General features: G+C 36.4%; 21 protein-coding genes and 1 pseudogene. 10 read left to right on the forward strand and 12 right to left on the reverse strand.

All coding sequences use genetic code 11. From position 1 onward, the window contains the following. Positions 1-22 precede the first annotated feature (22 nt). From F936_RS08140 to F936_RS08150, 3 genes are all read left to right on the forward strand, one after another. Positions 23-2,431, forward strand: coding sequence for a fimbria/pilus outer membrane usher protein (locus tag F936_RS08140; RefSeq protein ID WP_154649994.1), 2,409 nt, complete (start codon positions 23-25; stop codon positions 2,429-2,431). Then, on the forward strand, positions 2,422-3,450 hold the full coding sequence (locus tag F936_RS08145) for a Csu type fimbrial protein (RefSeq protein WP_005046546.1): 1,029 nt from the start codon (positions 2,422-2,424) through the stop codon (positions 3,448-3,450). Before F936_RS08140 ends, F936_RS08145 begins: the two co-directional genes overlap by 10 nt. Positions 3,451-4,103: 653 nt before the next feature. Beyond that, positions 4,104-4,334, forward strand: coding sequence for a hypothetical protein (locus F936_RS08150; protein WP_005046549.1), 231 nt, complete (start codon positions 4,104-4,106; stop codon positions 4,332-4,334). A 275-nt stretch (positions 4,335-4,609) separates the two neighbouring features. On the opposite strand, the gene F936_RS19310 is transcribed toward F936_RS08150, so the two are convergent. Then, entirely contained in the window at positions 4,610-4,786 is a 177-nt protein-coding gene (locus F936_RS19310; RefSeq protein WP_003652272.1) for a hypothetical protein, read from the reverse strand. 327 nt (positions 4,787-5,113) lie between these two features. On the opposite strand from F936_RS19310, the gene F936_RS08155 reads away from it, so the two are divergent. The 3 genes and pseudogenes from F936_RS08155 to F936_RS08165 form a co-directional block, all read left to right on the forward strand. Then, positions 5,114-5,323 (forward strand): hypothetical protein, encoded by a 210-nt coding sequence (locus F936_RS08155; RefSeq protein WP_004643165.1) that lies wholly within the window; start codon positions 5,114-5,116, stop codon positions 5,321-5,323. A gap of 176 nt (positions 5,324-5,499) precedes the next feature. Beyond that, a complete protein-coding gene (locus tag F936_RS08160) occupies positions 5,500-5,862 on the forward strand; it encodes a hypothetical protein (RefSeq protein ID WP_228127753.1) in 363 nt (120 codons plus the stop codon). A 165-nt stretch (positions 5,863-6,027) separates the two neighbouring features. Continuing rightward, a pseudogene (locus F936_RS08165) lies at positions 6,028-6,420 on the forward strand (putative peptidoglycan-binding domain-containing protein); the annotation flags it as partial. An 85-nt stretch (positions 6,421-6,505) separates the two neighbouring features. Here F936_RS08165 and F936_RS08170 read toward each other — a convergent pair. Both F936_RS08170 and F936_RS08175 read right to left on the reverse strand, forming a co-directional pair. Continuing rightward, complete coding sequence (locus tag F936_RS08170; protein WP_005046554.1) at positions 6,506-7,024, reverse strand: hypothetical protein; 519 nt, start codon at positions 7,022-7,024, stop codon at positions 6,506-6,508. 196 nt (positions 7,025-7,220) lie between these two features. Continuing rightward, complete coding sequence (locus tag F936_RS08175; RefSeq protein ID WP_005046557.1) at positions 7,221-7,601, reverse strand: alpha/beta hydrolase family protein; 381 nt, start codon at positions 7,599-7,601, stop codon at positions 7,221-7,223. Between the two features lie 496 nt (positions 7,602-8,097). On the opposite strand from F936_RS08175, the gene F936_RS08180 reads away from it, so the two are divergent. From F936_RS08180 to F936_RS08195, 4 genes are all read left to right on the forward strand, one after another. After that, complete coding sequence (locus F936_RS08180) at positions 8,098-8,685, forward strand: recombinase family protein (protein ID WP_004643158.1); 588 nt, start codon at positions 8,098-8,100, stop codon at positions 8,683-8,685. A gap of 274 nt (positions 8,686-8,959) precedes the next feature. Continuing rightward, entirely contained in the window at positions 8,960-10,123 is a 1,164-nt protein-coding gene (locus F936_RS08185; RefSeq protein WP_005046560.1) for a hypothetical protein, read from the forward strand. A 506-nt stretch (positions 10,124-10,629) separates the two neighbouring features. Next, positions 10,630-11,793 (forward strand): MFS transporter, encoded by a 1,164-nt coding sequence (locus tag F936_RS08190; protein WP_005046562.1) that lies wholly within the window; start codon positions 10,630-10,632, stop codon positions 11,791-11,793. Between the two features lie 154 nt (positions 11,794-11,947). Beyond that, positions 11,948-12,451, forward strand: coding sequence for a hypothetical protein (locus F936_RS08195; RefSeq protein WP_003652266.1), 504 nt, complete (start codon positions 11,948-11,950; stop codon positions 12,449-12,451). A gap of 47 nt (positions 12,452-12,498) precedes the next feature. Here F936_RS08195 and accC read toward each other — a convergent pair whose 3' ends face one another. From accC to F936_RS08240, 9 genes are all read right to left on the reverse strand, one after another. Then, positions 12,499-13,869, reverse strand: coding sequence for an acetyl-CoA carboxylase biotin carboxylase subunit (accC, locus tag F936_RS08200; protein ID WP_003652264.1), 1,371 nt, complete (start codon positions 13,867-13,869; stop codon positions 12,499-12,501). Between the two features lie 17 nt (positions 13,870-13,886). Beyond that, the gene (locus F936_RS08205) at positions 13,887-14,306 is read right to left on the reverse strand and encodes an acetyl-CoA carboxylase biotin carboxyl carrier protein (RefSeq protein ID WP_003652263.1); all 420 of its coding nucleotides are present in this window, start codon (positions 14,304-14,306) and stop codon (positions 13,887-13,889) included. Between the two features lie 17 nt (positions 14,307-14,323). Next, a complete protein-coding gene (aroQ, locus tag F936_RS08210) occupies positions 14,324-14,779 on the reverse strand; it encodes a type II 3-dehydroquinate dehydratase (RefSeq protein WP_003652261.1) in 456 nt (151 codons plus the stop codon). 235 nt (positions 14,780-15,014) lie between these two features. Next, positions 15,015-16,340, reverse strand: a complete 1,326-nt coding sequence (locus tag F936_RS08215) for a Y-family DNA polymerase (RefSeq protein ID WP_005046566.1) — start codon at positions 16,338-16,340, stop codon at positions 15,015-15,017. Positions 16,341-16,603: 263 nt separating this feature from the next. Next, on the reverse strand, positions 16,604-18,844 hold the full coding sequence (locus F936_RS08220; protein WP_005046568.1) for a TonB-dependent receptor: 2,241 nt from the start codon (positions 18,842-18,844) through the stop codon (positions 16,604-16,606). A gap of 154 nt (positions 18,845-18,998) precedes the next feature. Then, positions 18,999-19,769, reverse strand: a complete 771-nt coding sequence (locus F936_RS08225) for an HpcH/HpaI aldolase family protein (RefSeq protein WP_005046569.1) — start codon at positions 19,767-19,769, stop codon at positions 18,999-19,001. After that, complete coding sequence (locus tag F936_RS08230; RefSeq protein ID WP_005046571.1) at positions 19,762-23,289, reverse strand: IucA/IucC family protein; 3,528 nt, start codon at positions 23,287-23,289, stop codon at positions 19,762-19,764. Before F936_RS08230 ends, F936_RS08225 begins: the two co-directional genes overlap by 8 nt. Then, entirely contained in the window at positions 23,286-24,491 is a 1,206-nt protein-coding gene (locus F936_RS08235; RefSeq protein WP_005046575.1) for an MFS transporter, read from the reverse strand. The genes F936_RS08230 and F936_RS08235 overlap by 4 nt, the downstream gene beginning before the upstream one ends. A 3-nt stretch (positions 24,492-24,494) precedes the next feature. Next, positions 24,495-26,135: an IucA/IucC family protein gene (locus tag F936_RS08240; RefSeq protein WP_080595411.1), complete on the reverse strand. Its 1,641-nt coding sequence runs from the start codon at positions 26,133-26,135 to the stop codon at positions 24,495-24,497. Positions 26,136-26,168 lie beyond the last annotated feature (33 nt).

The following is a 26,168-nucleotide window of genomic DNA, read 5'->3' on the forward strand; positions in this document are numbered from 1 at the left end:
TCTCGTAAGTGTCTTATGTGTTATGTACTTGCCGATTCATGCTTTTGCTGAATCATTGCAAGATAACACCAATATTGCTTTACCAAGTATTCCGGAAGTTACAAGCTCTTCTCATCAGGTATTCAGTTCTGATAAGGCGTACACACAGCTTTTTTTAAAGATTTCTATTAACTCGAATATTTCAACAGATTTAATATCGGTACGCCAAGATCAAGATGGAAAGCTATATATTCGTGTTCGTGACTTAAATGTTTTAAGGATGAAAATGGATGAACACATTCCAGATACTCAATGGGTGTGTATTAACGAGCTAAAAGGAATTCAGTTTAAATATCTAGAGAATGAGCAGTCTCTAAACTTACAAGTTCCTTCGAACATGTTGACGGATTATTCAGTTGATTTAAATGGTCAACAGCTCACGAGTCCTCATTTACTGAAAATGAAGCCCTTAAACGCAGCCATTTTGAACTATAGCCTCTATCACACCATGACCAATGACGAGAATGTTTTCTCCGGTTCGGCAGAGGGGATTTTTAACAGTGCAATCGGTAACTTTTCTTCAGGCGTTTTATACAACGGAAGTAATGAAACTAGTTATAGCCATGAAAAATGGGTGCGTCTAGAAAGTAAGTGGCAGTATGTAGACCCTGAAAAGATCAGAATATATACCTTAGGAGACTTTATTTCCAATAGTTCTGACTGGGGGAGTAGTGTACGACTAGCTGGTTTTCAGTGGTCGAGTGCTTACACCCAACGAGGTGATATTGTCACCTCGGCATTACCACAATTTTCTGGCTCGGCTGCACTGCCTTCGACATTAGATTTATATGTTAACCAGCAAAAGATTTATTCAGGACTTGTGCCTTCAGGCCCGTTTGACATTAAGCAGCTCCCGTTTATTTCGGGAAATGAAGTCACGCTTGTGACTACCGATGCGACAGGTCAGCAGAGCATTACCAAACAGGCTTATTATTTTTCATCTAAAATTTTAGCAAAAGGGATTAATGAGTTTTCAGTAGATGTTGGAGTTCCACGTTATAACTATGGGTTGTATTCAAACGATTATGATGATGCCACCTTTGCTTCGGGTGCGATTCGATACGGCTACAGCAACTCACTGACCTTAAGCGGTGGTGCAGAAGCTTCTACAGATGGGCTATCAAATCTGGGCGCTGGTTTTGCCAAGAATCTGTTTGGTTTTGGGGTAATTAATGCCGACATTGCAGCGAGCCAGTATAAAGATGAAAACGGTTATTCTGCCTTGGTTGGTTTAGAAGGGCGTATCAGTAAGAATATTTCGTTTAATACCAGTTACCGCAAAGTATTTGATAACTACTTTGACCTTGCCCGTGTGTCTCAAATTCGATATTTAAAAGATAATCAAACCGATGCTGAACCCAAAAACTATCTAAGCTACAGCGCACTGGCAGATGAGATTTTTAGGGCAGGAATTAACTATAATTTTTATGAGGGGTATGGAGCTTATCTGGGTTATAACCAGATTAAATTTAGCGACAATTCTTATAAATTAGTGTCTGCCAATTTGAGTGGAAGTATAAACAAGAACTGGGGATTTTATACCTCAGCGTATAAAGATTATGAAAATCACAAAGACTATGGCATTTACTTTGCGTTGCGTTATACACCATCTACTAGAATCAATGCGATTACGAGTGTATCTAGTGAAAGTGGAAAAACAACGTATAGACAAGAAATAAATGGATTTAGTGACCCACAAATCGGTGCATTTGGATGGGGAGGTTATGTTGAGCGCGATCAGGATGCCAATCAAAACAATGCATCAGTCTATGCTTCTTACCGTGCCCGTGGTGCTTATCTGATAGGTCGATATAATCGAATTGGAGATAATGATCAGGTTGCACTTTCGGCGACAGGATCATTGGTTGCGGCAGCTGGACGGATTTTTGCGGCCAATGAAATTGGAGACGGCTATGTAGTCGTGACCAATGCCGGACCACAAAGCCAAATTCTAAATGGTGGAGTCAATTTAGGAGCGACTGATCGAACCGGTCGATTCTTAATTTCAAATTTAAGACCTTATCAGCTTCATCATATCTACCTAGATCCATCATATTTACCTTTAGAATGGGATGTTACTTCGACTAACCAAACAGCATTTGTGGGTTATCGCCAAGGAACCTTAGTAGACTTTGGTGCTCATCAGGTTGTTTCAGGGCTAGTAAAACTTGTTGATTCGAATAACTCAGCGTTATTACCTGGTTATAGCGTTCGAATTAATGGACAGCAAGATGGGGTAGTTGGCTACGACGGTGAAGTATTTATTCCAAATCTATTAAAACAAAACAAACTTGAAGTCGATCTTCTGGATCATGGTTCATGCCAAGTTAATTTTGCGTATGAAAATAAGCAATACAGTGCTAAAAAATTGGGGCCTTATGTATGTCGATAACTACTGCGAGTCATAGTTTTGGGATGAAGGGTGAAAAGTTTTCATTGGTCATAAAGTATATTTTAGTAATTGCTCTGTTATTTATATTATATGCATTTTTTAGCTCTGCACATGCTGCTTGTACGGTAAGTGGAACCACTAATAATACGTATACTTATACGGCCGCCACTATTAATAGTGATGCAACCATAAACTTTTCCGGCACGATTAGATGTCTTGGCGGACGTACTACTCCTGAAATTTCAGCTTATATGTGTATGAAAACCGTATTTACAGGAAACACGAACGCCAATAATAGCGTTTCATTACCTTATACGGTCACTGCAACTGTAGGTGGCGCAGGTTCTTCTACCACAAATCAGACCTCAAATGTTTGGTATGGACCAGTGAGGACTGTCGCTTCAAATAATATTATTAATTACTCGGTAAATGTAAAAGTACCAGCCCGCACTGGTTCGCTCATTGCATATCCTAAAGGTACATATACTGGTACGGTTCAGCTTTTTTGGGATATGCAAGCAAGCTCTAGAACTGTTTGCGAAGGTAATAGTGGAGGTGGATGGGATTCAGGTAATACCACTATAACAGCTAATTATGTTGTACCGAGTTTATGTCAATTAGATTCAACATCAAATGTAGATTTTGGCAATATTAATGATATTGGTTCGACTAGTCGTGATTACACCGCGCAAGGTGCGGTGAATACGACTTGTAACAATGGAACGCCATACAGTATTTATTTAGGTGATGGAAATAACCGTATTGCTGGTGGCTTTAGACGTATGACAAATGGTAGTAGTCTATATATTCCCTATCAGTTATATCAGAACTCGACTTATAGTACGGTATGGGATATTGCAGGTGGTGTAACCGCGGTTGGAGGTTCTGGAGGTGTTTCCAAGACGGGATCGGGAAGTGCTCAAAGCACAAATGTGTATGGAAAAATTCCACAAGGTACTACTATTTCAACGACTCCCGGTAATTACTCAGATACGATAGTTGTTACAGTAACTTATTGATTAAATTTATGAATTTAATATTAAATATGTTTTTGGGTTGGTAATATGAATAGTCGTGATTTTTTTAATGTGATGCTTTAAGCCAAGTTTGATTCGCACATTTAACTCTACCTAAAGGAGCTATCTATAAATTTGATTTTTAATTGTTCTAATTTAAAGGAAGTAGAAAAATTTTTAAAGAAAAGATAGTTGAAAAAAGACGGTTAACGGTAATGTTGTTTTAGGATAAGTAAAAACAGAAAAAGACAAATTAAAAAAATAAGAAAAAACATCTGATGAATAAATACCTTATGAATATTAAATGTATTTTTACACAAGTTAACACATTGTACAAATTAAATTACATTTCTCTTAGCTTTATTTAATCTTTCTTATCAATAAAAAAAGCTTTCAGAGGCAAAGCTGGTTATTAATAAATTAGTTATTTGCATTAAAAAACAAAGTATTAGAATTATGTGGTTGGAAGTTCTCAGATAACTTGTGATATGACTTTGATTAACTAAAGACCCTCTTCGGGTTTTTTTAATATTTGATTTCAATTTGCCAAGCATATTTGGGTACTGGGTACAAAGAGTCCCGCTAAATATGGATTATTGGCGGGGACTTTTACTTTATGTGTTAAGCTGATCTTTATAATTATATGGATTAGTAAAATGTTCATTTGCATTGGTGGTGATTTAGACGGTGAAGTTATAAATAACCGTGAAGGTACGTACTTAGAAGCCAGTGAAATAGATTCAAGTAAACAATCAACATACAACCGCCAGAGCTATATTATTGGTGAAAATACATATCGATTTTGGCTGTGTGCGGAGTTGACCTATGCTGAGACAACAAAAATAGCGAATGATTACTTGGCGCAAAAACATCCATATCTTTCATAATTCGGTATTAAAAAATAAGCCCGCCAATTTTGACGGGCTTAATTTATCTAAGATGAGTCGGTTAAATACAGCTTAAGTGAAAAAAAATTAAAAAAGCCCCTCATATCTGAGAGACTAGTCATATCAATTTTCTGGGATGAATGGCTGTAATTTCTTAAATAACTAAACAAATCAAATTGATAAAAGTAATTAATAGTATAATAAATCAGTGCACTAATTTATTATTTATAGTAGCAGAGCCTCAAAACAACTTCCAAGGCACTGTTAATAAGAAATTATTTGTTATTAGGATCAGGTTGTTCATTATTCTCAGGCAGATCTTTTACAGTGCCAGGAACTTGTGAAGGCTGAGTTTCAGTAGGTGGTGTTGCTGCAGAATGCTTATTCACTTTAGCTTTGATGATATTGGCATGGTTAGTTGTATTTTGAGAAAAACTTTTAAAACCCGACATTTTTATCTTCTTATCTTCACTAGGGAGAGTTCATAGTACGCTTTAAAAGCCGTTATATTGCAGTAGTTTTAAGACTTATGTGTGTTGATTTGTCCCAGAAAAGATCTTTATCTCGACGACTTATTTCATAAATAAAATCAACTACATATAACCTATTGAGTTTTATCCTTTAAATTTTGAAATTACGTTATCCAACTTTCAAGTAGGGGTACATAAAGCACACATATCTAAATTTTTAAAAATTAATTCAATCTAGTTGCCTACAAAATATTGATAGTATAAAAATAGTGTTGAGCATAATATGTATGATTAAATTGGAGCATATTAATGCTAAAAGACATTACAATTATTGATTTCCAAGGTAAAGAAAAAAGAGCGCAGGCAAACTATACAGAAGTAAATACTAATAAAATCAATCACTCATCGAGAGTTCAGAGACCCAAAGTTGAATATATTTTGTTAAAAGGTGAATGTATTTACCCTACTTTAAATTTGGTTTTCAACAGTTCTGATGGAAACAGCTATTATATAGAGTAAACATGACCCACTTCGGTGGGTTTTTTAATAGTTGATTTTAATTTGCCGAACGTCTTATGGCACAAGAGCCCACACTGAATATCGATTATTGGTGGGGCTTATTTTGTATTTAAATTATTTTACCTTTTTTGATATACTTTTTTCATTAAAATTAGATGCTTATAATGTTGATGAATATGAAATTCCATTTAATAATAAGTTTATTACTTTTGGGAATTTTTTCATCTCTGGCATATCCAAAATCAAAATTAGAGTTTTTAACCGAGGCCGATGAGCTATTTAATGCACGTGTAGATGCTATCAATAGATTTCAAACATTAGGAATGCTTTCAGAAGAAAGGCAACTTAACTTTAAAGAACAGTTGGAACTTACAAATTCAGTTTGTGATCTTGCTCATGTAAATGAGCAGATTAAAAAATTCTATAATGATAATTTTGAACAATCTCAAGAGTTAGCAAAAGAGAAAACTACTCGTGAACAAATGAATCTAGAATTCGAAAAGAAAATCAGTCTTATCTTAATATTGCTAGGCAATTAACCGGTACTCCTTATGAGTGCGGTAAGCAGAATTACAAGAAGTTGCTGCAATAGTTTTAATATTTAATAACAGCCCAAGGGGGGGAGTAAGCAATGAAAAACGAAGTCGGCTTTCCTATTCGTATACGACCCATGCCTCCTGAATGGCTTTTTAAAATAGATAGCTAATGGTTTTAAGGGCAATATGTGTGATTTACCTTTAGATGTGGCCAATTAATTTATCGCAGAGATTACTGGACAGCTCCACGTTTTGACCAAGTAAGCACAATAAGTTCAGCAATAGCTGAGGAGCTTTGAGATACTGTTGTTAATTGTGGTACCAGATTTGCAATGCCACTATTGCAATGAGCATTGAACTTACTTAATAACCAAGGTAAAGCAGGGTGGCGAGATTTAGCAGTGGATGGAGTTTATGGACCAGCCACCTCTTAAGACTTATCTATCAAAAAGAGGTAAAGAAGACGAGAGAGTCCTAGTACGTGTACTCAATATTATGCAAGGACAACGCTACATTGAAATCTGTGAGCTTAATCCAAGCCAAGAACAATTTTTCTACTAACAGAGTTTCTTTATAAAAAGTTTTTGTTGTTATAAACATATTCAATTAAAAGGGCGCTAGTTAGCGCCTTATTTATACTTATTAATTAATCTATATCCTTTCTGTCCTTTTGCTCATACATAGCTTTATCGATCGCATCTCGTAATGTTTTAGTGCATAGTTTAGTATTTTTTTTATTCATAAATTTATTGAATATTTCATAGACTAAGAAGAATCTATTCATTATTCCTACACATGATTCACGATTCATAAGTGAAGCTTCTAAAGTTGGGTTATTTAATAAAAACTCTAGACGCTCAGAATCTTTTGCTTGCTCCTTTGAAACGACGACACAGCCTTCAGGTATACCTTCAATTTTGCTTAAATCTTCCTGTTTAATTTGAATAGCTTTTTTCCACATCGTCCAACTAGTATTAACACGGTGGAATGCATCTGTAGCATCTTGTTTTAACTCTTTATTTAAGAAATATTTCAAAACATAGTTTCCAAGGTCTAAATCAAAAGTCAAATATTCAAAATGAGAATTAAAAATATATTCTTTCTCAAATCTCTGTTGTTCGGTCTGCCAGAAAATCTGCTTTCTCTCCAATTTTGTAGAAAACATAAATAAAAACCTCTTATTATTAAGTAAAGAATTATAGTGAATTTACTTAAAGATCTGGATGATTGATTTCTATCAATTTTTTAAGTGCCTAATTGTTAATCAATAGGTATCTATATAAGCAAAGGAATAGGAAGTAATAAGTTCTAGTTTTAGCTAATTTAATGAGTAGTATATTGTGGTTCTAAAATTATATTTTCTAAGTTAACCAATTTAATGAAGCTATAGCATGAATGCGATCACTAAATAAATGCATATTGATTTCTATAGTTTTTTCTCGATCAGCCATTAATAAAAAAATCTTTTTTGTATCGACATCAGACCTATTAGTTAAATAGTCAATTGCTGAATTTAGATGGGAATATAGAATTTCTATTTGTTTTTCTGGGATAGAAATAAAAGTAAAAGCCAAAAAGCCAATCTCATTCATCTTTTTTGCATAATAGTCAAGAGAAGGCTCATTTATCTTTTCTTCGTACTGTTTTAGTATGATTACAGAAGGGAATGGTCCAAGCCCATCAGGAATATAAAGTTTACCTCTAGGACTGTTTACTAAGTAATCAGAAAATATGTTTTCCATATGTGGCCTTAAAATATTAATGAAGGAGAGGTTGCAGAAAACCTAAATTGCACGCAAGTAAATGTGATAAATATCACAAAAAAAAAGTTATAGGTGAAATATCACAATGAAATATAACATTTTCTTATAAAATTTTCCTGTTTTTGGTTAAACAAAATAACTATCTAAATCTTTTTATACTTCTTTAATCTTAATTTTTGCTTATTCAAAAAAGATGATATATGTCTTAAAAAAGAACGATTAGAATCAAGGAAACTAGTAAAGAAGATGATAATTAAATAGGATGAGAAAATGAAATTTTTATTGCTACTAACGATTTTACGTTGATATTAAATATGATAAGTATTGTTGAACTTCTTAAAGTCTTGTAAGAATCAGAAAACTTTTACGTCGAAGGGGTTTTTAGTCAATAAAATTTTCATATAAAAAAACTATTAATTGAATATACTTCTATATTGGACTAGCTCGTTTCATTATAGCTAGTAGGAGAATGAGTATGCGTACATATGCTTATTTTAGAGTTGACACCTATGATAATTCTATAGAAGCATCATACAGTTCCTTGCTAAGAGAACATGGATATGTTGTACAAAAAAATAGACTGATCATTGAAGAGGTCGGAGTTGATAAACCTATTTCCATTCGAGACAAACTAACAAATTTGATTGAATACTCGATGGAAGCGGATGATTTACTAATTGTTAAGGGCATCGATTGTTTAGGTAGTAATTATCGTGAAATTTTAAATATTGTAGAAAGTTTAGAAAAAAAAGGTATCCGTTTGATTTGTATAGATTACTCTAAACATGAATTGATTGGAGAAATAAGAGTTTTTTTTATCCATTTTTTAAAGTTATGTCTAAATTTTGAGAAATTACATCTAGATTCTAAAGCAAAATTTAAACATGGTTCTGAGTCTTATAAAGCTGGACGGCCCGAGAAGCTTACAAATGAGCAAAAGCAACTAGTTATTGAAAAATACAAAAAGGGTTGGAGTGTGTATAGACTAGCTCAGGAGTTTGAAGTTTCTAGGACGGTGATTCAGCGAATTCTCGATAATGAGACTAAAAAAAATGGTATGTAGATTCTAATTGTTATCTAAGAAGCCTTTTATAAAATTCTATTTAATTGAGAATATAACTCATGCTATATGTTCTAAACAGTTTGATGTTTTAATTTATATGAATTTAAAGTGGATTATTAATTTAACTTGTGTAATATGCTGATTGTTTTAATTTTTTGTTAATTTTATTATTTTTGGAATAAGCAGTTTTAATAATGTTTATTTTATTTGAATAGATCTCTATTGAAATATTTTATATTTAGAAAAGGTATAAAAACATGATAGAGAATATGAAATGTCTAATACATTATTAAAGATAATTGGGTTGACTACAATATTGAGTCTAACTGCTTGCGGAGGTAATGATTCTAGCAGTAACCAGACGCCTCCTAAAATAGATCCTATTGATCCATATGTCACCATTAAAGGAACTGCAGTTACTAGAGATTTTTTATCTGATGCAATTGTGACAGCGCGTTGTAAGGATGATTCGGGATTCAAAGATATTGTTAAGACAAATACTAATGGAGAATGGCAAGGACAAGTAAAAGCAAATCAATTACCTTGTCGACTAAAAGTAACCAAAGATAATAATATTAATATAACGCACTACAGTGTAATTTTTAATGAAAATGATCATGTTAATATAACACCATTCACTGACTTGGCAATTGCGATTAGAAAAGGTTTCTCATATCTTCCAAGTGAGTTATATGGTTTAGCTGGTAAGGATATTAACTATATTACACTTAAGAAAAATTTATATGACAATAATACTTTCTTGGTTCGTCAATTATTGAAGGGTGCTTATAATATTGATTCTTCGATGAATTCTTTTAATGATGTTATTGAACCTAGGGATACTATGATTAATAATATTAAGGCATTTAGGATTGCAGCAGATATAGTTGAATCTGATGACTATAGTGGTTATATAAATAGAGTCTATAGTAAGAGTCATGAGGTAGCAAGAAAATTTCCAATTCTTGTTAATAGTTCTATAGCTTCTCCTAATTTAAAGGCCTGTAAACCAGGGGAAACAAATGATATTTATACAAATTGTATAAATGCGGTCTTTAATGAATTCTATAGTCATGATTTAGTGAGTCGAGATAGAAAAAAATCATGTAGAATCCGCATAAAAGAAGGCGAACTTTATTATTTGGTGATCAATGATAGTGCTTATGGTGACTCTGAAGGTTACCTAATATCTCTAGAAAGTGGTTACTATGATAGTGCATTGAAAGTAGTGAATAAAGGATATAAATATACAACTTATGTTAGAAGTCAGTATCTATCCCCAGCCTCACCTAAAGAACAATTATATAAACTAGATTTGAGTATTACGGATAAAAAAAGAGTAAATGGCATAAGTTTTACTCCTATTGATGGTCCTTTAGATCAAATAGACCACAGTACTATTAAATTTGCTGATGAATACATGTGCACTGTTATTTAACTATTTTTTTATGTTGTAGTGAATTAATTGTTGAGCATAAGAAGACATTTAACCGCTAGCTTAGGTCAGCGGTTTTTTGTTAGTTATTAAACAATAACTCGATGTAAATTTACTCATTATATGCGACGATCTTTAGAAAAGAATAATAGGGCAACTATAAAATGAATTAACATCGGCCTTATATTCAAAATAAGACTCCAAAAAATGATAAGTAGATATACTGGGTTCTTATTTATTAATTCATAGGTGGTATTGCCTAACAGAACTCTTTTTTTACTATATGAATTAACAATAAATCAATTTAGTTCTACCCAAAATGATAGAATTGCGCAGATCAGTAATTTGATGTGTAGTTTCTGCTTTAAAAGCATGCAGTCTACAAATTTTTTAAATTGATTGGAAATTAAATTTGTAGACTAGTGAAATGCAACATTCAGCACATCAGTACAAGTGGATGCAACTTTAATTATGATTAACTTTTTGAAAATGCAAGATAAAGCAACTTAATGCAACCACTTACAATCCAAACTAGACTCGGCGGATTCTACTTTTTCTATTACTCCATTGTTGGCACATTCATGCCTTATTGGAATTTATATCTTCAAGATCAAGGGTTTAATTATCAAGAAATTGGTGTTTTATCGTCAATTGCCATTGTAACGCGTTTTTTCGCACCTTTGGTATGGGGGTGGATTGCTGACAAATCTGGTAAGCGAATGCTACTAGTGCGGTTGGCGACTTGGATGGAATCATGTATATGGTTGGCTATTTTTATAGTTCCAAATACGTTTCAATCCATTGCTTTACTCATGCTTATTTTTAGCTTCTTTCAAAATGCTATTTTAGCTCAATTTGAAGGGGTTACTTTATTTTGGCTGGGTGATCAAAAAGCTAAACTTTACGGCAAAATCCGTAAGTGGGGATCTGTTGGATTCATTGTGGGTGTTTTCGTTATTGGTGCACTTCTAGAAATAGTGCCTATTTCGATGCTTCCAATTTTATTATTAATTATTGCTTCATTGGCATTTATTTGGTCTTTCACAATTCGAGAACCGGATGGTGCGCCTACCTCACAAAAGCAGTTAGAGCCTTTACTTCCCGTGCTTAAGCGCCCGACAGTAGCTGCATTTTTTACAATTGAATTTATTTTACTTTTTTCGCATGCACCTTTTTATAGTTTTTATAGTAATTTTCTAAAATCTTTGAATTTCAGTACCACTGAAATTGGATTTTTATGGGCTATGGGTGTTTGTGCAGAAATTTTTATGTTTTCAATTGCTCCAAAGATTTTTCAACGTTTTTCGTGGCGTAGTTTAGTGATTGTGTGTTTACTAGTGACGAGCATGCGCTGGATGTTAGTTGCACTATTTTCACATTATTTTGTTGGTCAACTTTTTGCACAGTGTTTGCATGCTTTTAGTTTTGGTCTATTTCACTTAATTGCGATGCGAGTTATTTTTCAAAATTTCTCAGCTGGACAACAAGGGCGTGGACAAGCTCTTTACAGTACCATGTGGGGCTTAGGTGTGGCTTTTGGTAGTGTTCTGGCTGGACATTTTTGGAAAATTCTTTCTGGTGAAATCATCTTTATGTGTGCCAGCTTGGTAGTACTCTTAGGCTTATGCTTTGTAATGTGGCTTCCTAAACAAATCGATTCTTCAACGGCTTAAGCTCGAAATAATAAAAACAAGGTATTTATATTGAAAAAAGCAAGTAAATATAAAATTGTTTGATGACTTGTTGTAGCACGTTACAGTTGAAAAATATTGTTTTTATATGGTTATGAACCAGTGAATTTGTCAAAAAATATGCTAACTTAAGTTCATGCGTTTAATGATTAATAAATCTATGAAAAATATTTATATTATTGGATTATTGTGGGCTTGTTCTGGTTTAGCTGTGGCAGAAACGGCGACTCAGCAGCCAGCCGAACAACCCGTTCGGACAGCAAGTAATCCTAATGCTATACGTATTGTTACGCGTCCTGAAATTATGGGATTATGGGGAATGGAAATTCCAAATAATAAGAAATGTGTGGAATATTATAATTTCCGTAGCAGTAATGATGTAGTGATCAAAAGTGGTCAAGAATGGTCATATGGCTTATATGAATATCAACCGTCAGATGATCCTAAAGAGCAGTTAGCTGCTTTAGTCATGCAAATTAAATTTGATAATAATAAAATGGATTGTTCTGGACAGAAACAAGATCAAACAGGTGATGTTTCTCAATATTTTGTACAGTGGAAAAATGACCATACTATTAACTTCTGTTCAACCGCTAAGGGTGAGCAGTGTTTTGCGACTTTGCGTAGAGTACTACCATAAAGTAATAGATATAAAAAAAGCCTCTTATTTATAAGAGGCTTTTTTTATTATGCAGTTTCAGCTTTCTTCTTTTCTTCCAATTGCTTTAGCAAGTGTTTTTCAAGGTAATGGATGTCCATTGCTTGAGAGCAGAAGCTCTTATCTTGCAAAATAAGATCTTTATGCAGAGGAATATTGGTTTTAATTCCTGTAAGGATCATTTCATCTAAAGCTTGACGCATACGTGCAATTGACGTTTCACGGTCTTTACCATGAGAAATCAGTTTGGCAATCATAGAGTCATAGTAAGGTGGAATGCTATATTCTGGATAGATATGAGAGTCTAAACGAATACCAGCACCGCCTGGCGCATAGAAACTTTCAATTTTACCTGGCGAAGGTAAGAAAGTTGTTGGATCTTCTGCATTGATACGACATTCGATGGCATGTCCTTGAACTTTGATATCTTCTTGTTGAAGTTCTAGTCCTAGGCCGCCTGCAATACGTAGCTGTTGTTCAATAATGTCAACACCAGTCACCATTTCAGTAACAGGGTGCTCTACCTGAACACGAGTGTTCATTTCAATAAAGAAGAATTCGCCGTCTTCAAATAAAAATTCAAACGTACCAGCACCACGATATTGCATTAGCTGACATGCATGAACACACGCTTCTAAAATATCAGCTCGAGCTTGTTCTGGTAGGTTTGGTGCAGGCGCTTCTTCTAACACTTTTTGGTGACGACGTTGTAATGAACAGTCGCGGTCATATAAATGAATCGCATGACCATTACCGTCACCAAGAATTTGAACTTCGACATGGCGAGGTTTTTGTAAAAAACGCTCCATGTATACAGTATCGTCACCAAACCACATTTCTGCATCGCGTTGTGCTGCTTGAACTGATTCAAGTAGTGTATCTACACGCTCAACAATACGCATACCACGTCCACCGCCACCAGATGCCGCTTTAACAATAAGCGGGAAACCGATTTCTTTCGCTTCTGCTAAGGCATTGTGGATGGTTACAGCATGGTCGCAACCCGGTACAGTAGGTACGCCTGCTTTTTTCATAGCAACAATTGCAGAAACTTTATTCCCCATGAGGCGAATATGTTCTGGACGAGGGCCAATAAAAGTAAAACCTGAACTTTCTACAATTTCAGCAAACTCAGCATTTTCTGAAAGGAAACCATAACCAGGGTGAATGGCATCAGCACCAGTAATTTCTGCAGCAGTAATAATTGCCGGGATATTTAAATAGCTATCACTACTTGCGCCCGGACCAATACATACTGCTTCATCAACAAAACGTAAATGCATCAAATCCTTATCAGCATCTGAATAGATACCAACAGTCTTGATTCCTAATGTTTTGCAAGCCCGGGTAATTCGTAAAGCGATTTCACCACGGTTTGCAATTAAAACTTTTTGCAACATAGACGTCCCCGAGGTAATTACGCGCGATAACGGAATAAAGGTTGACCGAATTGGATAACATCACCATTTTTCACTAAAATTTCTTCAACCACGCCACTTTGAGTTGCTTCAATTGGGTTCATGATTTTCATTGCTTCAATAATACCCAAAGTTTCACCAGCAGATACAGTTTGACCTACTTTAACAAATGGTGCTTCGCCTGGGCTTGGAGCAGCGTAGAACACGCCAACCATTGGAGAGGGTTCAACTGCTCCACGTGGTGTTTTTGCAACTGGTGCTTCTGCAACAGGAGCTGCCGGAAGTGCTACACCAGCCGCAGCAACGACTGGACTACGACGAGTTAAAGCGATTGATTGATCACCTTCTTTAACTTCAATCGCTTGCAAGTCAGACTCAATCATTAAATCGATGAGTTTCTTAATTTTGCGGATATCCATGGGCGACTATTCCTAAACTAGTTTGGGTTAGATGGTTGAATTTTTTCAATGGCGTAATCGAGTGCAAAACTATAGCCTTTTGCACCTAGACCACAAATCACGCCAATTGCTTTATCAGATAAATAAGAATGGTGTCGGAATGCTTCTCGTGCATGAACATTCGACAAATGTACTTCAATAAATGGAATGGCAACGCCAAGTAGAGCATCGCGTAGAGCAACAGAAGTATGAGTGAGGGCGGCAGGGTTAATAATAATAAGTTTTACGCCTTCAGTTTGTGCCTGATGAATACGGTCAACAATGGCACCTTCCCAGTTGCTCTGGAAAGTATCTAATGTAATTGATGCGCGTTGAGCTTGGGTAATAAGTTGTTGGTTAATATCACCTAAGGTAAGATGACCATATACTTCTGGTTCGCGTTTTCCCAGCAAATTCAAATTCGGTCCATGAATCACCAAAATGGTCGAACTCATTCAGATTGCTCCAGCTCTAAAGTTGCAAATATTCTTTGCAAGATGTCTGCAAAGTTTGCTTATTATGGCATATGTTTCTACAATTTTTTTATAATTTGTTTTAATTGTCGCAGAAATGGTACGCCAAATTCGGCTTATATATTGTAAATTTTGCGATGATTTAGCAATGTTAAAAAATGACAAAATTTCAAGTAATTTAATGAAGCTTATTTTAAACTGAATTGACAAAAACAGTTCATGTATTTTGTGTAACGGCTGTAGAGTTCTCTTCAATTACGAGTAGCTCATTCCATCGGGTTAGATAGTTTTTTGAACGATGGCATTGTTTCATATGCCAAGATGGGCTGCGCGAATGATAGCCCACTTGTAAATAGTGACTACCGAATCGATTACGGACTGTACTTAGTGTTTTCATGAGTTGTTGTCTTTGCTGGATCAACTCAAGAGGTTGCCATAAATCATCAATATGATGTTGGCGGGCGTGCAAACCACAAAATAAAACTCCAATCTTAATGTATTTTTTATTTTCTTTATATAAAACATCAATTTGTTGCATTGCTGCTTTGGTTAAGATACATAGATCATCTGTTGCATAAGTTAAGCCAATTGCTTGAGATGATGCTTTTTTATAAGGTGGTTTATCTGTTTTTTCATAAAGCATGACTTGAATGCACGCACAGAGTTGTTCTTGTTTCATTAAACGCCGATGAGCACGATTGAGATGAAAGATAAGCGCCTGTTTAATAATCTCAATGTTGGATAAAGCTTGAGCGAAACTTCGTGATGCTAAAATTCGTTTTGTTAGGATGGCAGGATCATCAAGTTGAATGCAGGATTGGCCTTTTAGCTCACGAATAGTACGTGCCATAACCACAGAAAAAGCTTTGGCTAGATGGTATTCATTGGCAAAAGTTAAGTCTAGGCATGAATAAATCTCATAGCTTCGTAGTTGTTTGACCAATTGATAGCCAATTCCCCACACTTCTTTGACGGAAGTTTGTTGCATGAGGTCTTCAAGTAGCAGGGGATCTAAAGTAGTGAAATTACATATCCTATTAAAGCTTTTAATTTTTTTGGCATAGTGATTGGCTAACTTGGCCTGAGTTTTTGAATATCCAATGCCAATACAGCAAGGTAGGCTTAACCATTCATCTAGCGTTTCTACGACTTTGCCACAATAAGAATCGATATCTAGAGATTGGAGGTAAGGGGTAAGGCGGATAAAGCACTCATCAATAGAGTAAGCCTCTAAATCATCGGATGAGAAAAACTCCCCAAGAACCGAAAAAAAGCGACGAGACATCTCGGCATATAAAGTGTAGTTGCTTGAATAGACGTGTACGCCTGCTTGGAGAGCTTCCTCTTCAATTTGATACCATGGGGTTGCCATCTTTATACCTAAGTCTTTTGCTTCTTCGCTACGTGATACAACGCATCCATCGTTGTTAGAAAGTACCACAACAGGCAAACCAATAAGTCTGGGGTTGAATAGTCGCTCACAACTGACATAACAATTATTAATGTCTACAAGCGCATAAATTTCTCGATGTGAAATTTCCATTATGATTTCCCCTTAAAAATATTACTAAAGCCACATGCATGAATTGAGTTTCATAAACACGATGTTGAAAGTGTTGGGAGAAAATTACATCTTGAATGTGTAACAAAATCAAGTTAACAAAATTTCTGGTAGAAAGCTAGGGTAGTCCCGACAGTTGGTTTCAAGTCGACAAAGAAAAGAAGATAAAGCTTAAATAATTTTTAAATAAAAAAAGGAGACCGTATAGATCTCCTTTTTTGTGGCACATTCTATCTAATTTTTAATTACCATTTATGGCTATAAGAAACTTTAAGCGTTGCCCCATTTGCCACCAAATGACTAGTGTTATCGCTCGTTCTTAATAATTGGCTATAAAGCGGGTAGTACTTACGGTTAAACATGTTTTCTAAACCAATCGTCACAGTGTCTTTCTTGTTAAGCGCAAAGCTACTGATTAAATCGGCTGTTGTGTAAGACTTCACATCATAGCGACCAAAGCCATTTACACCATTCAAGCGGTAATCTTCTGAACCGAAGTATGTTGCTTGCAGGCGGTTGGTCCAAGTTTCAGTTGGGCTATAAGAAACGTAAGCTGTGAGTTTTAATGGGGGAATACGGAAGCCCGTCATATCACGGTCTGTATCACTGCCTTGAGGTGTTTCGCGCCCCTTCATCCACGTTACACTACCACCAGTTCCCCAAACATTTGCATCATTAAGATAGTCAACAGTTGCTTCAACACCAGTTACTTTTTCTTTTGTTCTAGCAAGCACCAGACCATTGTTGAAAGATTGCACAGCCCCAAGATCAGATGTTGAGTGGAATACCGCTAAACTTGATGAGAAGTTATTGAAATTACCTTTCCAGCCCAGTTCGTAGTTATCAACTTTTACAGGTTCTAAAAATGATGAGCCAAGGTTAAAACCTTCACCAGCATTACGGATAATCAAACCGACATCAGGCAACTGAAAACCTTGGTTAAACGATGCATAGATCGAGTTTTGATCATTTGGAGAGAAGGTCACATTAGCATTGTATAACCATGCATCAGCTTTCACTTTTCCGCCTGGAACAGTGTAAGGGTTGGTCTTACCTAATTGTGATAATGGAACAAAACTATCAATTTGCGCATAGCTGTCTTCATAGCGTGTACCTGCTTCAGCTGACCATTGGTCATTAAAGCGGTGTTTTAACTGTATAAAACCGCCAACACTTTGCGTGGTGAGTTCGGGTAAATAAATGAGCTTTCCAGTTTTTACAAATTCTAGACCACCTGATTGATCATAAATTTGAGGGTCAAAAATATCTAAAGGCATTTCGCTTTTTTCACGGCTGAAGTCACCACCCCAAACCAATGATGTATCGCCTAAAAACTCAAGTGGTGTGGTAACAGTTAAGCGGCTACCGAGTACATTATTTTCTTGATAAATCTGGTCGACTTGTTTGCCACGGTTCGCATTTCCACGAGCATCAAATGGTGAAAAACGGGTAAAGAAGTCGCGGTAATAAATTTGAGCATCAACCTTATTACCCAATAAGTCTTTATTGGTATAGGTTAAATTGTAGATCTGGTTTTCATTTTTATTTTGGTCTTTAAGCTTTAATCCTTTGATGGCTTTCGCTGGTACAGTTCCAGCTGGAGCTTTTTTAACACTTGGATCAGATGCATAATCTGAGTCTTGCTCTGCATTATAGTAGTTTGCAGCGAATTGTAGATATTGATTGTCATCAATATGGTAACCCAGCTTACCACCTACGCTGTAGCCATCAGAATCATAAAGGTCGCCCTGACTTGGTTCAGGTGCAACACGGTCACCACTTGCATCGTATGGGCTGCCAATACGTTGATAACCAAAGTCGAATGCATAATCAAAGGCGTTAAAGCTGCCTGTGAAATATTGGTGAATATCTCCACCCAAAGCATCAGAACGGAAATTCGTTAAAGGTGTTTGTAGCCCAATGACGGTTTTTGCGGTAGGTTCACCACCCGCAGCTTTCGTGGTAATTGAAATAATACCACCCGCAGCACCGCCACCATAAATTGCGTTACTGCCTCGAATGACTTCAATGTTCGCAATGCTTTCAGGGTCAATTGAGGAAAGTCCTCTTGATGTGTCCCGTGTAAGGTTCATTGGAACGCCATCGACCAAGATCAGAGCATTACGACCACGTAAAGTTTGACCGTAATCTGTAATAGTACGGCTTGAGTCAGACAGGCCCGGTACAGCTTTTGCTAATACAGTCGCGATACTTCCAGATGAACCATTTCTTAAAAGTTCAATTTGTTTTTCATCTAGCTTGGTGACTTGCTTAGCAGAAGTAGAAAGTTCATCTGCACGTGAAGCGGTAATTGTAATTGTAGGAAGGGCTTCAGGCTTTTTTTCAGCATCTGTTGTCTCAGGAGACGAGGCTGCAAAGGCCGAGTTTGAAAGAAAAATGGCCCCACCAAGTGAAAGGAGTGGAATGATATTTTTAACTTCTGACTTCCTCGTAAAAAGTTTATTACTTTTTATCTTATTTCCCATTGTCTCGCCCTGAGAGTGATTTTAAATTGACCGAATTATAAGTGAGAATGATTGTAGTTAACAACATCGTTCATTGCTAAAAAATAATATATTTGAACTTTATTCAATAGATTAGGGGAATAGGTAGTTATTCCCCCAAAAAATTGAATAGTGATTAGATTTCTTTAAAAGCATTTAGGTGATTTTGATGGGCACGGCGAATAATGCTTCGGTCATCTCCGAGTACAAAAAGCTGAACAGACTGTTGTTTCCACGCCGCGATATCTTCAGGTTGTCGGGGAATGGCGCAGAAATGCTTTTGGCTATTTCTAGTCTTTATATACATCTCTTGGACTTTTTCTTTGACCTTCGGATGGCTGGTTTGCCACGGCATTCCCATAGATTGGGAAAGGTCGGCAGCACCTTCAAGAATAATATCGATGCCTTCGACTTTTAGAATTTCATCTAGTTGTTCTAGTCCTTCTAAGCTTTCAATCATGGCAACCACAATCGTCTCGTTTGCTGCCTGTTGAACAAAACTTGCTAAATCATCAATGCCATATCGATTTAATCTTGTTGAGTTAAGACCTCTTTGCCCAAGCGGCATATAGTGGCAATAATTCACAGCTTCTTGTGCCTGCTGGGCATTTTCAATACGCGGGAAAACAATACCCGTTACCCCTGCATCGAGCAGAGGTAGTACTAGATGGTTAGCGCTTAGAGGAACTCTGACAAAAACATCAAGACTCATGGCTCTAGCGGCTAAAATCATGGTCTCGACTTGGGACGTGGTAAATAAAGTGTGTTCCAAGTCGATAATAATAAAGTCATAACCCGCAAGTGCCAGTTGCTCAACATTAATGGGAGAAGCTACGGAACAAAATATTCCGTAGAGCGTCTCGCCATTTGCTATTCGTTTCTTAAAAGAAATCGAATGCTTATTCATATTCAATTTCCTTGATGAGGCTGAGCGGGTTCGGTGTAGTTTGTACTCTTAAGCGAATTTCCGGAAGGAAACGGCGGCTTGCGAGCTGTTCAATATCGATGGTGTCATCTGTAAAGTTAAACAATTCATATCGCTCGGCAAACTCTGGATGAGCTTCCTTGTGCTGATTGATGATGGTTCTTAACATGGTCCAGAATTTGATTTCATCGAAGTCATAATGCTCATTTAAGAAAATCGCTAACTCTGCCAAATTTACAAACCAAAGTGCATCTTGAGTAAAGTCTCTTAACTCATTTGGAGAATGGGTTTCCAAAAATGAATTTGGATTAATCTTGGCATGTTCTTTTGGCGCATCTTGTAAATTTGGTAGAAGGTCTGGCTCGCGTAAAAGATGACGGCTAAAACGAATCCCATCGTGGAAATCTTTCAATGCAGCTTTAACGGGTAAGCCATTTTTATGAATCAGTACCATGTTTTGGGCATGTGACTCTAACGCTAAGCCATGGCACCATAAAATATGCATGATAGGTAAATAAGCATTCGTGAGTAATTTCTCTAACCAGAACTCGATACCATATTCTTGAATCCACTCATCAATGAGAGGCTTTTGGTCAATGTCGACTTGCATGAGGCCAGTTACCGGAGTTGCCGATTCACCTTCTTTTAAGTAACTGTAAATGCTTTCGCGCCAAATGCAGGCAAGTGCGCCGTATTGAACAGGTAAAGCAATTTGCTGGTTAACTGAAAGACCGCCAATCTCTCTTAGAATGACAGGCTTGCGATGCTTTTCTAAAATATGATCTTGTTCAACAATGTTATAAAGCCAGTCACTCATTTTTGCAGCATTTTGAACGGTATGTGGTGCTAATACGCGAGATGTAGAGGTATTGACCAAGTTCATTGCCAACTTGAGAGAAAGCGCCGAGATATCACTAATGTTCGATAAGGTTCGAATCGATTGCTGTGGTAAATAAGTTGGACCTTCAATATCCAACGGAATGAGCAGTTGGTTGCTAATTGCATCTTGATAATATAATTCAATAATTTTATCCCACTGCCATGGATGAATTGGAGTGAGGATATATTCCTGAAAATCTACATTGTTATCTTTTAATTGGCCACTAATTGTTTGCAGATCTTTTTCTGAAAAATGCTGTTTATAAAGCTGCTCTAAATTAATCGTTTCACTTAAAACCAGTTTACATAAACTGTTATGAGTCGCTACCCATTTAACCGTAAAACCTTCAGAAAGCTCTGGTGCATATTTCTGGTTTTCTTTTAAATCGAAGCCGATACGAGACTTAAAGCTTGGATGATATAAATGCGCATTGGTAATCCGTGCTTCTTGTTCTAAATAAGGTAAGGTTCTTAAAGGTTGGGCAGGTGCTTGGCTCAAAGTCTGCGCATGTTTAACGTAAGTTAAATTGAGTTCATCATTAAAGTTTTGCCATTTAACTGGGTCAGCTTCAATAATATTTTTTAGATCGGCAAGTAGCATTTTTAAGTTAGGACGAGTTTCAGCGCCTAAAGTAATATCAGAACGGACTAAGCTTGAAGGATCTAACTTAATTCGTTTAAAGCTGAAATGTCGTTTAGCTGCGCATGTATAGAAAACTGTATCGGAAATATAAAACTTGATCTGACCTTTAGAAAGTTCATATTTAAACGTATTTTCAAAAATGAGTGCTTCTAATAATTGGCCCATCACGCGATTTTCTGCAAGAGTCTTATAGTTGGCTTGCTGTGTCGGTTGAAGAGGGCAAAGGGCTTCTGCGCCGCGATATTTATAAATAGGATTTTCAACTTCAATCCAGATTGGATTGCCACCACTGTGGTAGAGCGTATTTAACATATTTGCCTTGATTGGTAGTGTGAGTGAATTAATTAATAAATCGCGGTAGTGCTGACCTTTATCGGTAAAGCTTTCTTTAGTGAGCGTAAGGCGTGTTGCTTGCCATAGCTCGCTTTCTTCAATTACGGTAACTCGTGCAATTGCGCTGATGAGATGCGCAATGTGATTGATCACGAGGTAATATTTTAAAAAGGTCCATGCATCTTTTTGAGAGAACCAAACGGTACTATCTTCAGAAATAGATGAGTCATCTTCTATCATTTCTGGAACAATGCTAATGCCTTCCATATCTCGAAGAATGAGGCGGTGTGGATAGCCGTTTTTAAATTCCATTAAACTGTTTTGCATGTGTGCTTCTACGCTAATGCCTTTATTTGCAAACAATTCAATTAATGGAATGAGTGAAACTTTAACGTACTGTTTCCACCAAAAAGTAATGAAGTCTTTTGCTTCATTCGATTGTAAATTTTGGTTGGGTGCTGCTTGTTGAATAAAGCTTAAAAGTGGGATTTCATTGTTTTCTTTTTCTTCAACCAAGCCACCGAGCATTCTGGTATTTTCTAATACTTCAGGTGTGAGCCCAGCTCTATAAATAATGCCAAATGAACTCTCAAGCTCTGGAATTTTGACTGTTTTTGCCTCTAATTCCGGCAGAATCACAAGGTCAGGATATTGTTCATTAATCTTGTGATTAATAATAATTTTGCTCGCATCAATCGCTCTTTCCATTTCATCCATTGGGTTATTACGAATGAAACTGGTAATTCGCACATCAATTGAGAGTTTTAAAAATAGGTTGGATTGAGGTAACCACACCGTACGAACGGATGAGGTTGGCCATACAGTTTGACCTAATGCACCCAGATGTATGATTTCTTGACTGTCTAAATATTTCTTTAAAGACGCGTGTTGAAGCAAGAAATTGGCTTGCCACGGGTGGGTCGGCATAAGCTCATAGTTTGCTAAGTTCTCTTGCAAACGTTCTTTTGCAGTTTCTAAAACTTCATCTTCAATACGGTGAGATGGCTGTTCTTCACTTACTAGCTTTTCGATTAAAGAAGAATGAACCGCGAAGTAGTGGAGTTGGAAACTTGCGCCTAATTCAGGGCTATACTTTTTCATGTCTTCTTTAGAAAAACCTAAATTGGCTTTAGAGGTCACATGAAAAGGGTGCCCATATAACATGCCTTGTTCAGTAGCCTGAAAACCACTCAAAGCTTTAGTTGCTGATTGGGATGGTCTATTTTCTAAAAAGAATTTTGTGTTCTCGATACTATTGGCAATATCGGAATAAAGATTCTTATTTTGGTTTTTGTCTTTGAATAGGCTATTTAACTCATCTGTAATGAGCTTCACCAAATTTTTAGGATCAGTTAGAGAGTCAAATGTATTTTCGCTTAAGTTTTGCAGAGCAAAGCCACGCTGATATCGATGATAGCCAGTGGTGGAGAAGTATTGAACTGCACCATAAACAATCGTATTAGACGCATTAAATGTGTAAGAAAAATAAATTGAGTTAGGCTGTTTCGCATATATTGTGAATAAAGGAGAATCTTGGGCTGAGATAATGTGCTCTTCAAGATCTACTTTAAGTTCACGAAAGAAAGTATTCAGGTACTGTTCGAAAAGTTTATAAGACCATGCATCGGTTGTAATAATTGAGTTCATTCTTGTGCCTCTTCTAAAATTGTATCCATTAAGAATCTATTCAAAATCACCACTAATCCCGCACCAATAAAAAATAAAGAAGTGCAGATTAATGCGGCTGTAATATTGAAAAATGAGTAGGTAAGCGTGATGGTGATCGGACCAAAAAGTTGGCCTAAGACAAAGGCACTGTTAGAAATGCCGATCACTTTTCCTTGGCTTTGAGTGCCAGCTTTTAGAGAAATTGTGTGTAAGATCGAAGGAATAAGCGCTGCGAAGCAAAAACCTTGTATGAGCCGCAATATAAGAATGAGCCAGAGATTCGAAACCCATATCAACGCGAAAATCGTGATGCCACAAATTAAAGATGCGTAAACGAAGTTATTAAAAGAATCTCCTTTATCATCATTTCTTTTTCCCCAATAGGTTGCCGCAATAAAAGCAGCTCCCCATGAAAGTGCATGGATTGTGCCTGTTAAACTTGCAGCAGATAACGACGAGTGAATGTTTTGGCTTATTTCACTAATATATAAAACGAAGCAAGAAACTAAACCAAAACCACCAGCTTGCACCAAGATGCCGGCACTCAACCAAGAAAAAATTGTTCTATCAAAAAAGTCTGGAATTTTAGATTTTTCTTTGTTTTTTACAGCCTCAGTTTTAACTGGATTGGCTAATAAAAAGGATGCGATCACAATTAATGTAACTACAATAAATGCAGTTGCATTAAGTAATATTTCAACTCGCCAGTGGTCCATAAATATACCTCCGAGTACTGGACCACATAGGCAAGCTAGTGCAACACTACTTTGTAGTTGCCCAAAAGCAGCACCTCGTTGTTGTTCATTAGAAAGATATGAAACATAGGCATTCAAAATGACTGAGAGACCGCAAAAACCAAGTAGAATCCGCGCAAAAATAAATACGAATAAATGCTGGGCGCTCGCCATGAGTAGTATTGAAATACAAAAACCAGCCAATGAAAGTAGGAGCGCTTTCTTATGACCAAAAGTGTCGGATAATTGGCCAACAATTGGAGCTGTAAACAAGCTTCCAATTGCAGGAGCCGCGAGTGCCAAACCTGCCCAGATAGTAGGAGCACTCATATGCGCCGTCAGTTTTTCCATATAAAGCGGCATGATTGGAATAAGCACCATGAGCCCGAAAGTGGAAAAAAACTGGCAGAGCAAAATAATGAAATGATCTAGGCGAGATGAGCGCATGATTTAGATATCCATGGTCTCATAGCTAGAAATAGATAAGCTTTGATAAGGGTTTGACGTGGTTCCGATTTTGCTTGGCATTCCCGTCGAATCACTTGCTTGGGCTAACAGCGGCGTAAGTAGCTGTTTGAACGGCCAAGTCTTATTGTCAAAAAGATAGGTTTGAATCTGGGATTTTGTATGCTCTGAAATCGGTTGGGTTTCTACAAAATCATGAATAATGTCTTGAACCATTTCCCAGAAATCGCTTTCTGTACGATCTGTATATTTCAAGGTAGCTAAAGCAATCGGGTAGAGGTTAATTTGAATCCCTAATGTGATGAAGTAGTTAAATAAGTCTTCATTCTTACTAAAGATAAGATTGTTTGGCGTACTCGTGTCGATGGTATAGGTTGGAGGTGTGAAGCCACTTTCTTCAATGGCTGGTGTACATATTCTTAAGGTATCGTGGTCACGTAAAATAAAGCATTTAAACTTGTTATTTTCATAACACACCATAGTGTTTTGCCCATGGCATTCAGGCATGATTCCTTTCGACCAAAGCGTTAAGAATGTTTGAATAAAATGAACACTTAAGTCTTTTAATAATGTCCATTTGTCACCTTCAACGCCTAAAGTTTCCCAAGGGTCAACATAATTACAGCTTAAAGCCGACATGGTAATTGGGGTGACGTTTTTATCTTGGCAAAAGTCGGGTAGATGTCTGACTTGGCAACCGATTACACCTAAATTTTGTACAATGTGCTCTTGTTTACCCAGTACCCACCAATGCGTTTCATTACTCAAAAAGAGTCGATTTTTTATTAAAGGAGTTTCATTAATGACTTCATTTAAAAAATCATATGCCCTATGACCATTCATTAAATAACGTCCAGGCATAGAACGGATCGCACCTAATGTTTTGGCATTCGTTGATAGTTTTAAATGCAGATTAGAGTTTGCGTTATGAATAAGGGTTCTTAAGGATGAGGTCGGTAAACCAATTGTCGTGACATGGTTCAGGTCAATACCGTCATACTTATTTTCTTCAAATTTTAAATAGCGATGTTGAGTCTCTAATAAAGGAAGTGCTAAGTATTCATCTGAAAGCTCGGCCATTTTTTCAGTAATATGATTGTCCTCAGCTTCTGATAACAGAAGCTCTTTATGAGGAATCGATTCCATATTATTGATCACGTCATCTTTCTTAAAAGCCCACCAATACACCTCAATCTCTTTTTGAGTTGTGAGTGGTGCAAGTTCACCTTTTGAGTGGGCGAAAGGATGAAATGGACGATCAGCAACTAGAGAGAGCAATTCACTTGTAATTAAAGGTGAGGAAAATGAAAGTGCTGACTGCAAAATCTGAGGGATTTTTTCAGCCGTTACTAAATTGTCGAGCCAATAATCAATCGCTTTTTGATGATGCGGTGAAGGCCACCAAGAGGCTTTTGTTAAATAGGTAAAAACTTCAGAAATAGAAATTTTAGAAGTCGTATTGTTCGAGAGGTTATGAAGCAAAACTTCCGGTTGAGTAACATAGAAAGGATTTACACCATCAACTTTTAAACAGTTGAAATAGAGTTCCAACTCATCATTTAGAGTGATTGCCAGATAAGGCTTTTTATAGGAAATATGATCTCTAAAATCTCCATAATTCTCCATGTAGAGGGCATCTATTGTTTTTTGTAGTTGTGC

Origin of the sequence: Acinetobacter calcoaceticus DSM 30006 = CIP 81.8 (assembly GCF_000368965.1) — a bacterium.
Taxonomy (GTDB): Bacteria; Pseudomonadota; Gammaproteobacteria; order Pseudomonadales; family Moraxellaceae; genus Acinetobacter; species Acinetobacter calcoaceticus.

Coding starts and splice junctions, on each gene's coding strand:
- F936_RS08205 (WP_003652263.1), bottom strand. CDS start 14,306: ATGGATATCCGCAAAATTAAGAAACTCATCGATTTAATGATTGAGTCT.
- F936_RS08185 (WP_005046560.1), top strand. CDS start 8,960: ATGTCTAATACATTATTAAAGATAATTGGGTTGACTACAATATTGAGT.
- F936_RS08195 (WP_003652266.1), top strand. CDS start 11,948: ATGCGTTTAATGATTAATAAATCTATGAAAAATATTTATATTATTGGA.
- F936_RS08230 (WP_005046571.1), bottom strand. CDS start 23,289: ATGAACTCAATTATTACAACCGATGCATGGTCTTATAAACTTTTCGAA.
- F936_RS19310 (WP_003652272.1), bottom strand. CDS start 4,786: ATGTCGGGTTTTAAAAGTTTTTCTCAAAATACAACTAACCATGCCAAT.
- F936_RS08190 (WP_005046562.1), top strand. CDS start 10,630: ATGCAACCACTTACAATCCAAACTAGACTCGGCGGATTCTACTTTTTC.
- F936_RS08170 (WP_005046554.1), bottom strand. CDS start 7,024: ATGTTTTCTACAAAATTGGAGAGAAAGCAGATTTTCTGGCAGACCGAA.
- F936_RS08140 (WP_154649994.1), top strand. CDS start 23: ATGTACTTGCCGATTCATGCTTTTGCTGAATCATTGCAAGATAACACC.
- F936_RS08225 (WP_005046569.1), bottom strand. CDS start 19,769: ATGAATAAGCATTCGATTTCTTTTAAGAAACGAATAGCAAATGGCGAG.
- F936_RS08160 (WP_228127753.1), top strand. CDS start 5,500: ATGAAATTCCATTTAATAATAAGTTTATTACTTTTGGGAATTTTTTCA.
- F936_RS08175 (WP_005046557.1), bottom strand. CDS start 7,601: ATGGAAAACATATTTTCTGATTACTTAGTAAACAGTCCTAGAGGTAAA.
- F936_RS08215 (WP_005046566.1), bottom strand. CDS start 16,340: ATGGAAATTTCACATCGAGAAATTTATGCGCTTGTAGACATTAATAAT.
- F936_RS08145 (WP_005046546.1), top strand. CDS start 2,422: ATGTCGATAACTACTGCGAGTCATAGTTTTGGGATGAAGGGTGAAAAG.
- F936_RS08180 (WP_004643158.1), top strand. CDS start 8,098: ATGCGTACATATGCTTATTTTAGAGTTGACACCTATGATAATTCTATA.
- F936_RS08155 (WP_004643165.1), top strand. CDS start 5,114: ATGCTAAAAGACATTACAATTATTGATTTCCAAGGTAAAGAAAAAAGA.
- F936_RS08220 (WP_005046568.1), bottom strand. CDS start 18,844: ATGGGAAATAAGATAAAAAGTAATAAACTTTTTACGAGGAAGTCAGAA.
- aroQ (WP_003652261.1), bottom strand. CDS start 14,779: ATGAGTTCGACCATTTTGGTGATTCATGGACCGAATTTGAATTTGCTG.
- F936_RS08150 (WP_005046549.1), top strand. CDS start 4,104: ATGTTCATTTGCATTGGTGGTGATTTAGACGGTGAAGTTATAAATAAC.
- F936_RS08235 (WP_005046575.1), bottom strand. CDS start 24,491: ATGCGCTCATCTCGCCTAGATCATTTCATTATTTTGCTCTGCCAGTTT.
- accC (WP_003652264.1), bottom strand. CDS start 13,869: ATGTTGCAAAAAGTTTTAATTGCAAACCGTGGTGAAATCGCTTTACGA.
- F936_RS08240 (WP_080595411.1), bottom strand. CDS start 26,135: ATGGAGAATTATGGAGATTTTAGAGATCATATTTCCTATAAAAAGCCT.